At 63.8% G+C, this 14,540-nt stretch carries 11 protein-coding genes; 9 read left to right on the forward strand and 2 right to left on the reverse strand.

Going from position 1 to position 14,540, the window contains the following annotated elements; translation table 11 throughout:
* Positions 1-43: 43 nt before the first annotated feature.
* Complete coding sequence (locus JV551A3_RS19800; protein WP_133971086.1) at positions 44-2,344, reverse strand: fatty acid cis/trans isomerase; 2,301 nt, start codon at positions 2,342-2,344, stop codon at positions 44-46.
* Positions 2,345-2,526: 182 nt separating this feature from the next.
* Here JV551A3_RS19800 and metH point away from each other — a divergent pair, with 182 nt between their 5' ends.
* Positions 2,527-6,234, forward strand: coding sequence for a methionine synthase (gene metH / locus JV551A3_RS19810; protein WP_133971081.1), 3,708 nt, complete (start codon positions 2,527-2,529; stop codon positions 6,232-6,234).
* A 160-nt stretch (positions 6,235-6,394) separates the two neighbouring features.
* A complete protein-coding gene (locus JV551A3_RS19815; protein WP_133971079.1) occupies positions 6,395-6,610 on the forward strand; it encodes a DUF2970 domain-containing protein in 216 nt (71 codons plus the stop codon).
* Between the two features lie 378 nt (positions 6,611-6,988).
* On the opposite strand, the gene JV551A3_RS19820 is transcribed toward JV551A3_RS19815, so the two are convergent.
* Entirely contained in the window at positions 6,989-8,065 is a 1,077-nt protein-coding gene (locus JV551A3_RS19820) for an ABC transporter substrate-binding protein (RefSeq protein ID WP_133971077.1), read from the reverse strand.
* 213 nt (positions 8,066-8,278) lie between these two features.
* Here JV551A3_RS19820 and JV551A3_RS19825 point away from each other — a divergent pair, with 213 nt between their 5' ends.
* The 7 genes from JV551A3_RS19825 to JV551A3_RS19860 form a co-directional block, all read left to right on the forward strand.
* Entirely contained in the window at positions 8,279-9,931 is a 1,653-nt protein-coding gene (locus tag JV551A3_RS19825; RefSeq protein ID WP_133971075.1) for a nitrite/sulfite reductase, read from the forward strand.
* Positions 9,915-10,409: a DUF934 domain-containing protein gene (locus JV551A3_RS19830; protein ID WP_013971943.1), complete on the forward strand. Its 495-nt coding sequence runs from the start codon at positions 9,915-9,917 to the stop codon at positions 10,407-10,409. Before JV551A3_RS19825 ends, JV551A3_RS19830 begins: the two co-directional genes overlap by 17 nt.
* A gap of 353 nt (positions 10,410-10,762) precedes the next feature.
* Positions 10,763-11,566, forward strand: a complete 804-nt coding sequence (gene dkgB, locus JV551A3_RS19835; protein ID WP_133971073.1) for a 2,5-didehydrogluconate reductase DkgB — start codon at positions 10,763-10,765, stop codon at positions 11,564-11,566.
* 4 nt (positions 11,567-11,570) lie between these two features.
* Positions 11,571-12,524 (forward strand): TIGR03571 family LLM class oxidoreductase, encoded by a 954-nt coding sequence (locus JV551A3_RS19840; RefSeq protein WP_133971071.1) that lies wholly within the window; start codon positions 11,571-11,573, stop codon positions 12,522-12,524.
* A complete protein-coding gene (locus tag JV551A3_RS19845; RefSeq protein ID WP_133971069.1) occupies positions 12,521-12,865 on the forward strand; it encodes a MoaF-related domain-containing protein in 345 nt (114 codons plus the stop codon). The genes JV551A3_RS19840 and JV551A3_RS19845 overlap by 4 nt, the downstream gene beginning before the upstream one ends.
* Positions 12,862-14,034: an MFS transporter gene (locus tag JV551A3_RS19850; RefSeq protein ID WP_133971067.1), complete on the forward strand. Its 1,173-nt coding sequence runs from the start codon at positions 12,862-12,864 to the stop codon at positions 14,032-14,034. The genes JV551A3_RS19845 and JV551A3_RS19850 overlap by 4 nt, the downstream gene beginning before the upstream one ends.
* A 261-nt stretch (positions 14,035-14,295) precedes the next feature.
* On the forward strand, positions 14,296-14,540 hold a 245-nt coding region (locus JV551A3_RS19860), incomplete at its 3' end, for a DUF1348 family protein (RefSeq protein WP_133979051.1).

A 14,540-nucleotide genomic window follows, 5' to 3' on the forward strand; every position in this document is an offset into this window, starting at 1 on the left:
CCCCTTCCGACCGCAGGGTAATCGGAAAGGTCGGCCCAACCGATCAGAGGTTCTCGTAGCGGTTCATGTCCAGCACGCCCGCCTCGACCGGCTCGGTCTCCTTGATGTAACTGTTCAAGTCATGGAAGTAGCGCCAGAACTCTGGATGACTGCGGCGCACACCCCAGCGCATGACAATGCGCTCGAACCTGGCCGGGTCATCTTTCGCATATTCCATGTCCTCGACAAACTCCGGCACATCCTTGGTCGGGATGTTGAAGATGAAGTTGGGGTAGCTGCTGAGCACGCCCGGGTACAGGGTCAGGGTGTCCAGCCCCGGCTGGTAGCGGTATGCCTCGCCCAGCAGGAACGCCACGTTGCTGTGCGCGCGGTTGCGCAGCAGGCTGTACACCTGGCGCTGGCCACCCTGCCCTTCGATGCGCAGCATGGTCGCCTCGGGCAGCTGGTTGATTACCTTCAACCCGGCAGCCGGGCGCGACACCAGGCGGCTGAGCGACTGCTCGGCATTGCGGAACTCTTCGCTCACCTGCGGCCGTGAGCAGAACGCGCCCTGGCAGCGGTTGATCGGGTCAGGCGCGGCATTCAGGCTACCGGTACGCTGCAACAGCTTCAGGCCGAAGTCGCGCTTGGGGTTGCGCGGGTCGAGCTGGATACCGCTCGGGGTGTCGGTGTCGATGTCTTCATAATCCATCCACATTTTCACCTTGCCGCTGGTCTGGTACCAGTCGCCGAGGATCGCCTTGCGCTGGTCGGCCGGCATCAGGCGCAGGAAGTTGACCTCGGCGCCGTTGCGGATAAGGTCGAAGTACAGGCGCGTCTGCAACTGGTGCGAGACGTTGCCGAACACATCGAAGTTGACCGCCAACTGGTAATAGGTGCGCTCGAACAACGGGTAGTCGAAAAGCCACACGGTCAGCGGCACGTCACCGACCAGGCCCTTGGTCACCGAGGCGCTGTCGAAGTGACGGAAAATGCTCAGCAACGCGTTGTCGTTACCGGCCCACAGCGTCGCCCAGCCCGGCGCCGGCATGTCGGCATAGGCTTCGCGGCGCAGTTTTTCGTACTCGTTGCGCTTGTCACGGTAGGCGTGCCACAGGCTCAGCACGCTGCCTACGTCATCGATCTGCCCAGGCATGGCCAGCAACGGCGTGGCCTCGCCACGGTACTTGGCATCGGTGATGTAGCGGTCGTGGGCCGGCTCCTGGAACAACGCCCAGAAGTTGTCGCGGATCACGTCGGTGGCAATCTGCCCGCGGCATACCGGGCCACGGATGAAGGTGCGCACGAAGTACTCGGCGTTATCCAGCATGAACTGGTAGCGCGCCACGGCCGGGATCGCTTCGAAGGTTTCGAACGGGTTGGCCCGGTGGCGCGGGCCGTAGCCTGGCAGTGCAGTGGCGTGCCAGTCGCCGGCGTAGAACAGTTGCTTGACCCGCTTGAGCTTCTGCGGCCCCATCGGGTAGGTGATGTGCGTCTTGTGCACGATCACGCCCTGCACCGGAATCAACCGGTAGTAGAAGTCGGTGCCCGGTGGGTCATTGGGGCGGCGCGTGGCGATCAGGTCGACTGGCTGGCCGCTCGGTGTACGCGAACGTACCCACTGGAAGAAGTGGCCCTGCTCGCCGCCAACGAAGTAGATGTGTGCCAGGAACAGGTGCTCGTACAGCCAGCGGCCGACCAGCGCCTCGGTGGAACCCGGGCGGTTGAGCAGCTCTTCCCAGTCGGCAATCTGCTTGGCTTCGGCCGCGCTTGGCTTGATCGGCTGGTACTCGACCGGCGCACCTGCGGCCAGCCAGCGGCGCATGGTGTCGTATTCCTTGTCGGTCAGGCCGGTCACCGCCAGTGGCATGCCTTCCTTGGGGTGGGCGCCGGCATAGGCATCGAACTCATGCGGCAACGGGCACATGTTGTTGCGGTTCAGGCCCAGGACGATTTCCTCGGGCAGCTTGGCGTTGGGGGTGAGCGGGGTCTTGTGCCCCAGTTCGAGCATGCGCGCCATCAGCGCGGCCTGGCTACCCTGGTTGTCGAGCACCGAGTAGAAGCCCTTCTTGCGCCATTCGTCCTCGCTGTGGGCGTCGTAGAACAGCCGCGTGGTGGGCACTGCCTTGCTGCGCTCGCCCTGGTACACCGGGACCTTGGTGGCCCCGCGCACCGCGCCTTCGGGGCTTTCCAGCTTCAGCTGGCAGGCCGCGTCGTTGCAGGCGTGGCAGGCCACGCATTTTTCGGTGAAGATCGGTTGAATGTCCCGGGTATAGGAAATAGCCGGGCTCGACTGGGGGGCTTGCCCGAACGCCACACTGCTGATGAGCAGGGCGAAAACGCCGGCAAGAATACGATGCACCATGTGCGGAAAGTCCTGGGTATTGAAAGCCATCACGATTTGTTGCCTGGTCGTCCTTCGGTGCCCTGCTTTGCCGACGCCGCCCAACATGAGCCATTTTCATGCAAATGGGCGATGCACCTAAAAACCGCGCAGCTTTGTTATGATTCTGCACCTTCTGAAATTCGCCCGACCAGGTAGTTCCTATGTCCGACCGCAGCGCTCGTCTCCAAGCACTCCAGAACGCACTCGAAGAGCGCATCCTGATCCTCGACGGCGGCATGGGTACTATGATCCAAAGCTACCGGCTCGAGGAACACGACTATCGTGGCACGCGGTTCGCCGATTGGCCAAGCGATGTCAAGGGTAACAACGACCTGTTGCTGCTCAGCCGCCCGGATGTGATCGCCGCCATCGAAAAGGCCTACCTGGATGCCGGTGCCGATATCCTCGAGACCAACACCTTCAACGCCACGCAGATTTCCCAGGCCGACTACGGCATGGAGTCGCTGGTCTACGAGCTGAACGTCGAGGGCGCGCGCATCGCCCGCCAGGTGGCCGATGCCAAGACCCTGGAAACCCCGCACAAGCCGCGCTTCGTCGCCGGCGTGCTCGGCCCTACCAGCCGCACCTGCTCGATTTCCCCGGACGTCAACGACCCCGGCTACCGCAACGTCACCTTCGACGAACTGGTAACGAACTACATCGAGGCTACCCGCGGCCTGATCGAAGGCGGCGCCGACCTGCTGCTGATCGAAACCATTTTCGACACCCTCAACGCCAAGGCGGCGATCTTCGCCGTGCAGCAGGTGTTCGAGGAAGACGGCATCGAACTGCCGATCATGATCTCCGGCACCATCACCGATGCCTCGGGCCGCACCCTGTCGGGCCAGACCACCGAAGCGTTCTGGAACTCGGTGCGCCACGCCAAGCCGATTTCCGTAGGCCTGAACTGCGCCCTCGGCGCCAAGGACCTGCGCCCCTACCTGGAAGAGCTGGCGACCAAGGCCGACACCCATGTTTCGGCCCACCCCAACGCCGGCCTGCCGAACGCCTTCGGCGAATACGACGAAACCCCGGCGGAAATGGCCGCGGTGGTCGAGGAATTCGCCGCCAGCGGTTTCCTCAACATCATCGGCGGCTGCTGCGGCACCACTCCGGGCCACATCCAGGCCATCGCCGAGGCCGTGGCCAAGTACAAGCCGCGCAAGATTCCGCAAATCGCCAAGGCCTGCCGCCTGTCCGGCCTGGAGCCGTTCACCATCGACCGCCAGTCGCTGTTCGTCAACGTCGGCGAGCGTACCAACATCACCGGCTCCGCCAAGTTCGCCAGGCTGATCCGTGAAGAGAACTACACCGAAGCGCTGGAAGTCGCCCTGCAGCAGGTCGAGGCCGGCGCCCAGGTGATCGACATCAACATGGACGAGGGGATGCTCGACTCCCAGGCCGCCATGGTCCGCTTCCTCAACCTGATCGCCGGCGAGCCGGACATCTCGCGCGTGCCGATCATGATCGACTCGTCCAAGTGGGAAGTGATCGAAGCCGGCCTCAAGTGCATCCAGGGCAAGGGCATCGTCAACTCCATTTCCATGAAGGAAGGCGTCGAGCAGTTCAAACACCACGCCCGCCTGTGCAAGCGCTATGGCGCTGCCGTGGTGGTGATGGCGTTCGACGAAGTCGGCCAGGCCGACACTGCCGCGCGCAAGAAGGAAATCTGCCAGCGCAGCTACGACATCCTGGTCAACGAAGTGGGCTTCCCGCCGGAAGACATCATCTTCGACCCGAACATCTTCGCCGTCGCCACCGGCATCGAAGAGCACAACAACTACGCCGTCGACTTCATCGAGGCCTGTGCCTACATCCGTGACCACCTGCCGCACGCCCTGAGTTCGGGCGGTGTGTCCAACGTGTCGTTCTCGTTCCGGGGCAACAACCCGGTGCGCGAAGCCATCCACTCGGTGTTCCTGTACCACGCGATCCAGAACGGCCTGACCATGGGTATCGTCAACGCCGGCCAGCTGGAAATCTATGACGAGATCCCGGCTGCACTGCGTGAAAAGGTCGAGGATGTGGTGCTCAACCGTACCCCGCATGGCACCGACGCACTGCTGGCCATCGCCGACGACTACAAGGGCGGCGGCGCAACCCGGGAAGTGGAAAACGAAGAGTGGCGCTCGCTGCCGGTGGAAAAACGCCTGGAGCACGCGCTGGTCAAGGGCATCACCGCGTTCATCGTCGAAGACACCGAGGAATGCCGCCAGCAATGCGCACGCCCGATCGAAGTGATCGAAGGCCCGCTGATGAATGGCATGAACGTGGTCGGCGACCTGTTCGGCGCGGGCAAGATGTTCCTGCCCCAGGTGGTCAAGTCGGCCCGCGTGATGAAACAGGCGGTAGCACACCTGATCCCGTTCATCGAAGCCGAGAAAGGCGACAAGCCGGAAGCCAAAGGCAAGATCCTGATGGCCACGGTAAAAGGCGACGTGCACGACATCGGCAAGAACATCGTTGGTGTGGTGCTGGGCTGCAACGGCTACGACATCGTCGACCTCGGCGTGATGGTGCCGGCCGAGAAGATCCTGCAAACCGCCCGCGACGAGAAGTGCGACATCATCGGCCTGTCCGGCCTGATCACGCCGTCGCTGGATGAGATGGTCCACGTTGCCCGCGAAATGCAGCGCCAGGGCTTCCAGTTGCCGCTGATGATTGGCGGCGCCACCACTTCCAAGGCGCACACTGCGGTCAAGATCGAACCGAAGTACAGCAACGACGCCGTAGTCTATGTGACCGACGCCTCGCGTGCGGTCGGCGTGGCCACTCAGCTGTTGTCCAAAGAACTGAAGCCGGGCTTCGTCGAGAAAACCCGCCAGGACTATGTGGAAGTACGCGAGCGCACCGCCAACCGCAGTGCCCGCACCGAGCGCCTGAGCTACGCCCAGGCCATCGCCGCCAAGCCGCAGTACGACTGGGCTGGCTACCAGCCAGCGGTGCCCTCCTTCACCGGCGTCAAGGTGCTGGAAGACATCGACCTGCGCACCCTGGCCGAGTACATCGACTGGACCCCGTTCTTCATCTCCTGGGACCTGGCCGGCAAGTTCCCGCGCATCCTCACCGACGAAGTGGTCGGCGAGGCTGCCACGGCGCTGTACAAGGATGCCCGCGAGATGCTCGACAAGCTGATCGACGAAAAGCTCATCAGCGCCCGCGCGGTGTTCGGCTTCTGGCCAGCCAACCAGGTGGCCGATGACGATATCGAGGTGTACGGTGAGGACGGCCAGGCCCTGGCTACCCTGCATCACCTGCGCCAGCAGACCATCAAGCCGGACGGCAAGCCCAACTGGTCGCTGGCCGACTTCGTCGCGCCGAAGGCTAGCGGCGTTACCGACTACGTGGGCGGTTTTATCACCACTGCTGGCATCGGTGCCGAGGAAGTGGCCAAGGCCTACCAGGACAAGGGCGACGACTACAGCTCGATCATGGTCAAGGCCCTGGCCGACCGCCTGGCCGAGGCCTGTGCCGAATGGCTGCACGAACAGGTGCGTAAAGAGCACTGGGGTTATGCCCGCGACGAACACCTGGACAACGAAGCGCTGATCAAGGAGCAGTACCGCGGCATTCGCCCGGCCCCCGGCTACCCGGCCTGCCCGGACCACACCGAGAAGGAAACCCTGTTCCGCCTGCTTGATGGCACTGCCATCGGCGAGACCGGGCCGAGCGGCGTGTTCCTCACCGATCACTTCGCGATGTTCCCGGCGGCGGCGGTCAGCGGCTGGTACTTTGCTCACCCGCAGGCGCAGTACTTTGCGGTGGGCAAGGTCGACAAGGACCAGATCGAGCGCTACAGCGCGCGCAAGGGCCAGGATGTGAGTGTCAGCGAGCGCTGGTTGGCGCCTAACCTCGGGTACGACAGCTAAGACCTTGGGGGCCGCTTTGCGGCCCATCGCGACACAAGGCCGCTCCTACAGGAGAATGCAATCCCTTGTAGGAGCGGCCTTGTGTCGCGATGGGCTGCACAGCAGCCCCAATAGCCACCTACACTGTCCCTGATTGCCTCTGATTTCCTCAGGAGCCACCATGGACGATTCCAGCCAGGGCAAACCCCCGACCTTCTGGCAGATGCTGCACAGCATCCTAGCTGCCGCCTTCGGCGTGCAAAGCGGCAAGAACCGCGCCCGCGACTTCACCCACGGCAAGGCCAGCCATTTCATTGCGCTGGGGACGCTGTTCACCCTGATATTCATTGCCGTGCTGATCGGCCTGGTGCAATTGGCCATGCACCTTGCCCGCTAGCCTGTGCCGACCCCTTCGCGGCTAAAGCCGCTCCCACAGGGACACCACAGTGCCCAAGGCCTGTGCAGTACCTGTGGGAGCGGCTTTAGCCGCGAAAGGGCCAGCACAGGAAAAGCAAAAACGCCTGCGGGATTCCCTCCCGCAGGCGCTCTGGCTGCATCATGGTCTTGAATACAAGTCTACTGGTGGCTGACCCAATACACGGCAGTGACCACCACCAGAACGATCAGGCAGAGGATCGCCCAGGCATCGACGCTGCTGTCAGCTTTGCGGACTTTGGTTGAGTTTCCCATTGCATTGCCTCTTGTAGTGGTTATGGGAATGCACTTCACCACCAGCAGTTAAGACGAGCAATGCCCTTCTCTCAAGCAGGGTCTTTCAATAATTGATCGGTGATGTCAAAAATGGGTACTGGTAGTCGGGCGGCCGTCCTTCGGCACTGTAATGCTGGAAATCGATGCCGTAGTCGGGCTGTTCCAGCAGTTTCAGCCAATGGGTTGCCTTGGCCTGGTCGATCGGTTGCAACACCGGCACGCGATGCTCGCGCACGCCATCGCGGTTCACCGCCAGCCCCAGGGCATCATCGTGCAGCATCACCATGGCCCAGCCGCCGAGGGTGAAATGCCCGCCCATCAGCGCGCTAAGGCGCCCGTCGATACGTGCGTGCAGAGCCTCGGGCGAGCTGTTGATGGCGCTGAACAGCACATCGCGCCCCGGCTTGCGCCCCGCCTCCTCGAACGCCTGCATGGCACCAAAGGCCATTTCGTCATTGGCCGACCACACCAGGCGGGTGGCCGGGTAACGCTCCAGCAGTTGTTGCGCCTGCTCGTAGGCGCGCTGACGGCTCCAGCCGCCATACACCACCTGGCGCAAGCGCACCTGAGGGAAGTCGGCCAGGGCCCGGCGCATGCCTTCCTCGCGCAGCTGCGAGGCCGGAGTGGTCTTGACCCCGGCAAACGCCAGCAAGTCTACCGGCCCGCTGTCACGGGGCAATTGCGCGACCATCTGGTGCAACATCTGGAAGCCCGCCTGCTCGTCGTTGGCCGTCAAGGTGCCCAGCAGCTCGGCATACTTGTCAGGCTGGGCCTCGATGCTGCGGGCCTGGCTGGCAGTGAGGCCGTTGTTGACCAGGAACAGCTTGACCCCGCTGCCGCGCGACAGCCGCATGATCTCTGGCGCCACGTACTGCTCATTGACCACTACCAGGTAATCCGGGCGCTGCGGCCCGCCCAGGATAGCCCTGGCCTGGGTCAGCGCCAGGTCGGCGCGGCGTTCGCTGTATTCAACGCGCAGGGTCATGCCCAGCTCGTTCGCGGCGGCCTGCATGAAACGCGTATAACTGGTCCAGAACGCCTCGGTGGATAGCCCCGGGTTGAGGAAAACCACCGAAGCCGGTTGTGCGCTTGCCGCCAGCGGCAAGGCAAGACACAAGCTTTGGCACAACGCCTTGAGCATGGGCTGACATCCCTGCAAAGCAAACATCGGATTATAAACGCCAGGCCACACCCAGCGCACAAATGGCAGTCAGTCTCACATAGTCCATTTGGTTCTTTTCATATGCAAAAACATCACTTTAGCGCATAAACGCAACCTGCTATCGTTCCCCGGCTCCGAAGCGGAGTGCGCGGCCGTGCGCGCGAATAGCTGCATGCCTGAGACAGGACTTTTATGTACGTATACGACGAGTACGATCAGCGGATCATCGAGGACCGCGTCAAGCAGTTCCGTGATCAGACCCGCCGCTATCTGGCCGGTGAGCTGAGCGAAGAAGAATTCCGCCCTCTGCGCCTGCAGAACGGCCTTTACATCCAACGTTTCGCACCGATGCTGCGCGTCGCCGTGCCGTACGGCCAGCTTAACGCCACCCAGGTCCGCACCCTGGCCAGGATCGCCCGCGACTACGACAAGGGCTACGCCCACATCTCCACCCGCCAGAACGTGCAGTACAACTGGCCGGCCCTGGAAGACATCCCGGACATCCTCGCCGAGCTGGCCACCGTGCAGATGCACGCGATCCAGACCAGCGGCAACTGCCTGCGCAACACCACCACCGACCAGTTCGCCGGTGTGGCCGCAGACGAAATCGTCGACCCGCGCCCGTGGTGCGAAATCGTCCGCCAGTGGACCACCTTCCACCCGGAATTCGCCTACCTGCCGCGCAAGTTCAAGATTGCCATCAATGGCTCGCAGGAAGACCGCGCTGCCATCGAAGTGCATGACATCGGCCTGGAGCCGGTGCGCAATGCCGCTGGCGAGCTGGGCTTCCGTGTACTGGTCGGTGGCGGCCTGGGCCGTACTCCGGTGGTGGGCTCGTTCATCAACGAGTTCCTGCCGTGGCAGGACCTGATCAGCTACCTCGACGCCATCCTGCGCGTGTACAACCGTTACGGTCGCCGTGACAACAAGTACAAGGCGCGCATCAAGATCCTGGTCAAGGCCCTTACCCCGGAAGTGTTCGCCGAAAAGGTCGAGGCTGAAATGGTCCACCTGCGTGGCGGCAGCACTACCCTGACCGAAGCCGAAGTGCAGCGTGTATCGCGCCACTTCGTCGACCCCGAGTACCTGGCGCTCGACAATGTCGACTACAGCGCTCTGGATGCCGAAAACCCGGGCTTCGCCCGCTGGCGCTCACGCAACACCCGCGCCCACAAGCGCCCTGGCTACGTGGCCGTGACCCTGTCACTGAAGCCCACCGGCGTTGCCCCTGGCGACGTGACCGACAAGCAGCTGGACGCCGTGGCCGACCTGGCCGAGCGCTACAGTTTCGGCTTCCTGCGCACCTCGCACGAGCAGAACATCATCCTCGCCGACGTCGAGCAGCGCCAGCTGCACGCCCTGTGGCTGGAACTGCGCGAAAGCGGCTTCGCCACCCCGAACATCGGCCTGCTGACCGACATCATCTGCTGCCCGGGCGGTGACTACTGCTCGCTGGCCAACGCCAAGTCGATCCCGATCGCCGAATCCATCCAGCGCCGCTTCGACGACCTGGATTACCTGTTCGACATCGGCGAAATCGACCTGAACATCTCCGGCTGCATGAACGCCTGCGGCCACCACCACGTGGGCCACATCGGCATCCTCGGCGTGGACAAGAAGGGCGAAGAGTTCTACCAGGTGTCGCTGGGTGGCAACGCCGCGCGTGGCGCGAGCCTGGGCAAGATCCTCGGCCCGTCGTTCGCCCAGGATGACATGGCCGATGTGATCGAGAAGCTGATCGCCGTGTACGTCGAGCAACGTACCGAGGAAGAGCGTTTCATCGACACCTACCAGCGTATCGGCATCGACCCCTTCAAGGAACGCGTCTATGCAGCGAATCATTAAGAACAACCAGATCGTCGACGAAACCTGGCACCTGCTGCCCAAGGAAACCTCGTTTGACGAGCTGACCAACTGCGACGACTACATCGTCCCGCTACAGATGTGGCGCGACCATGCCCACGCGCTCAAAGCCCGCGACGGCGGCCTGGGCATTTGGCTGGACAGTGACGAAGAAGCCGAAGAAATCGGCGAAGACGTGCAGCACTTCCAGGTCATCGCCCTGAACTTCCCGGCCTTCACCGACGGGCGCAACTACTCCAATGCGCGCTTGTTGCGTGACCGCTACAAGTTCAAGGGCGAGCTGCGCGCCATTGGCGACGTGCTGCGCGACCAGCTGTTCTTCATGGCCCGTTGCGGCTTCGACGCGTTCGCCATCCGTGCCGACAAGGACCCGGAAGACGCGCTGCAAAGCCTGAAGGACTTCTCGGTGACCTACCAGGCCGCCACCGACGAGCCACTGCCGTTGTTCCGCCGCCGCTGATCGTCACCTTGCAATGCCAGACGGCCCGCCTCTATGGCGGGCCGTTTCGTTTTCCTGTACCGGCCCTTTCGCGGGTGAACCCGCTCCCACAGGTACTGCACCGTTCCTGAGTGCGGAGCGGTCCTGTGGGAGCGGGTTCACCCGCGAAGAGGCCGGCTCAGGCGTACCCTGCATTCCCCCAGCAACAGTCACGGCACAGCGACCTATTCTTGCCTCTAGATCAAATGACCTTGGCCCCACCCCACCTTAATCAATCCCCTTCAAAGCCGCACACTGCTCCCCACACGAAGAGCAATCGAACCCAAGCGTATAGGCTCAGTTCGATTCACCCCTCACTCACCAGGAGCAGATCCATGAGCATTCCATCCTTCGGCCTCGGCACCTTCCGACTCACCGGCCAAGCCGTCATCGACTCGGTCAAGTCCGCCCTGGAACTGGGCTACCGGGTCGTCGACACCGCACAGATCTACCAGAACGAAGCCGACGTCGGCCAGGCCATCGCCGAAAGCGGCGTACCGCGCAGCGAGCTGTTCATCACCACCAAGATCTGGGTCGAAAACTACGCCGCCGACAAGCTGATCGCCAGCCTGCGCGACAGCCTGCAGAAACTGCGTACCGACTACGTCGACCTGCTGCTGATCCACTGGCCAGCCCCAGGCAACGGCGTTGAACTGCCCGAGTACATGGCCGCCCTGGCCGAAGCCAAGAAACTGGGCCTGACGCGCCAGATCGGTGTGTCCAACTTCAACATCGAACTGACCCGCCAGGCCATCGAAGTGGTCGGCAAAGGCGAAATCGCCACCAACCAGATCGAACTCAGCCCGTACCTGCAGAACGCCAAGCTGACTGCGTTCCTCAAGGAGCAAGGCATCACCGTCACCTCGTACATGACCCTGGCCTACGGCAAGGTGCTGAAAGACCCGGTACTGGCCGACATCGCCGCCAAGCACAAGGCCACCGTCGCCCAGGTTGCCCTGGCCTGGGCCCTGCAGCTGGGCTACGCGGTGATCCCGTCGTCGACCAAGCGCGAAAACCTGGCCAGCAACCTGCTCGCCCGCGACCTGAAGCTGGACGCCGACGACATGGCACGCATCGCCAAGCTCGAGCGCAATGGCCGCGAAGTCAGCCCTGACGGCCTGGCGCCAATCTGGGACTGAAGCCATGACCACGCCCCTTGAACGCCTGACCGCTGGCGGCTTCAGCATCGGCCTGGAAGCGCCGCTGGACCACGACTGGACGCCCGCTGGCGACCAGGCGCGGCGCCGCGACGGCCGTCAGTTCGGCGAGCCGGACCTGGCCCGCCACGCAGAACTGGCACAACTGGCCGACCGCCTGGGCTACCGCGCCCTGTGGGTTCGCGATGTGCCGCTGTACGACCCGTCGTTCGGCGACGCCGCCCAGGTGTTCGAGGTGTTTGCCTACCTCGGCTACCTGGCCGGGGTAACCCGCGACATCCTGCTCGGCACGGCTGCCGTGGTGCTGCCGATTCGCGAACCGCTGCTGACCCTGAAATCGGCCAACAGCGTGCAGCGCCTCAGTGGCAACCGCCTGTTGCTGGGCGTGGCCAGTGGTGACCGGCCGGTGGAGTACCCACTGTTCGGTCGGGATTTCGAGGGGCGTGGCAACGCATTCCGCGAACAGGTCGCCCTGCTGCGTGATGGTGCCAACGGCCACCTGCCCGAAGGGCTGGCCGTGTTACCTGGCACCGCTTCCCCGCTACCATTGCTGGTAGCCGGCCTGGCGCAGCAGAGCCCGGAATGGATCGGCAGCAACCTGGACGGCTGCCTGGCCTACCCCGGCACACCGGAAGACCACCAGCACCGGGTCGCCGCCTGGCGCGCGGTGGCGGGCAACAAGCCCTACAGCTGCTTCATCCACCTGGACCTGGCGGACAACCCCGACGAACCGCTGCAACGCTGGCGCTTCGGTTTCCGCGGCGGGCGCAAGGCGCTGGCGGCCGAGCTGGGCGCCCTGCGCGCGGCGGGCGTCGACCATATCGGCCTGCACCTGCGGCGTAACGTGCGGCCGCTGGACGAAACCCTGCGCGAAATTGCCGAATACGTATTGCCACAATTCCATGAAACAAAAGCCCAACTGACGGAGGCCACCCCATGAGTACCCCTACCCCATTGCCGGCCTTCGCAGGCCGCAGCTTCCAGGTCGAATACCCCGGCCTGGCCGCGCACAACATCTATTCCGCCGATGGCCGCCACGTGCGCTACGCCATCGTTTCCGGCCCTTACGCTGGCGCCAGCGGCGAAGCCGAGTGCCAGTGGCAGCAGATTGCCGAAGGGGTCTACGTGATCTCCTGGCAGGAAGCCGACGGTGCTACCGTGGTGCATGTCGATGACTTCGCCAACGGCCATTCACAGGCCTTCTTCACCGCCAGCGACCTGACTTTCTATCGTATGCAAGGGCCATTGACCGAGCTGGACGCCCAGGAGCCTGCGCAATGAAAGCCGGACGCGTCCTGTTTGCACTGGCCATCGGCGCCTTCGGCATCGGCACCACCGAGTTCACCCCGATGGGCCTGCTGCCGGTGATCGCCCAAGGGGTTGATGTCAGCATCCCCAGCGCCGGCATGCTGATTACCGCCTATGCCATCGGAGTGATGGTCGGTGCACCGATCATGACCCTGCTGTTCAGCCGTTTCGGCAAGCGCGCCGCGCTGATGGCGCTGATGGCCATCTTCACCCTCGGCAACCTGCTGTCGGCGCTGTCACCGGACTACTACACCCTGCTCGCCTCACGCCTGGTCACCAGCCTCAACCACGGCGCGTTCTTCGGCCTTGGCGCGGTAGTGGCTGCCAGTGTGGTGCCCAAGGAGAAACAGGCCAGTGCCGTGGCCACCATGTTCATGGGCCTGACCATCGCCAACATCGGCGGTGTGCCGGCCGCCACCTGGGTCGGCCAGCAGGTCGGCTGGCGCATGGCCTTTGCCGGTACCGCCGTGCTGGGCCTGCTGGCCATGGCCGCGCTGTGGTATGCCCTGCCCAAGGGCGAACGCGGCAGCGTGCCGCACGTGCGCAGGGAGCTGGCGGTCATCGCCCGCCCCAGCGTGCTGCTGGCAATGGCCACCACCGTGCTCGGTGCGGGCGCCATGTTCACCTTGTACACCTATGTCGCACCGGTACTGGCCGAACTGACCGGCGCCTCGGACAGCTTCGTCACCCTCGGCCTGGTGCTGATCGGTGTGGGCTTTACCCTGGGCAACAGCCTGGGTGGCCGCCTGGCCGACTGGTCGCTGGATGGGGCGGCGCGGATCTTCCTCGCGGCACTGGTGGTGATCATGCTGCTGATGCCGCTGGTGCTGGGCAGCCACATCGGCGCCGCCATCGCCTTGCTGGTGTGGGGCATGTTCACTTTCGCCGTGGTACCGCCGCTGCAAATGCGGGTGATGATCGCCGCCATCGAAGCACCGGGGCTGGCCTCATCGATCAACGTCGGCGCGTTCAACCTGGGCAATGCCGTGGGCGCGGCGCTGGGTGGTGCGGTGATCAGCCTGGACCTGGGCTATGCGGCAGTGCCGATGGCAGGTGGCGTGCTGGCGGCTGCCGGGCTGCTGCTGGTATGGCTGGGCGGCCGTAGCAAGGCTGCCGGGAAAACCGCAGCCGACGCAGCCTGATAAAGCCCCCCTGTAGGAGCGGCCTTGTGTCGCGACAGGGCCGCACAGCGGCCCCAGACTTTCAGCTTCGCAGCATGAATTGCCGGGGCCGCTGGGCGGCCCTGTCGCGACACAAGGCCGCTCCTACACGTGGACTGCGCCTGCCATGGCACCTCAGCATTGTTCCACGCACTGCAATTATGATGTGCCAGGCACACCCATTCTCTGTTCGGCCAGCGGCTACTACTCTCCTACAGGCCAATCGAACTGAGGAGTACCCCGATGTCCCGCCCACCCCTGCCGCCCTTCACCCGCGAAAGCGCCATCGAAAAGGTCCGCCTGGCCGAGGATGGCTGGAACGGCCGCGACCCGGCCAAGGTCGCGCTTGCCTATACCGTCGANACCGTCTGGCGTAACCGCGTCGAGTTCCCGCGCGGCCGTACCGAGGTCGAGGCGTTCCTGACCCGTAAATGGAACCATGAACTGGAGTACCGCCTGATCAAGGAACTGTGGGCTTTCACAGGCAA

Source organism: Pseudomonas inefficax (assembly GCF_900277125.1).
GTDB lineage: Bacteria > Pseudomonadota > Gammaproteobacteria > Pseudomonadales > Pseudomonadaceae > Aquipseudomonas > Aquipseudomonas inefficax.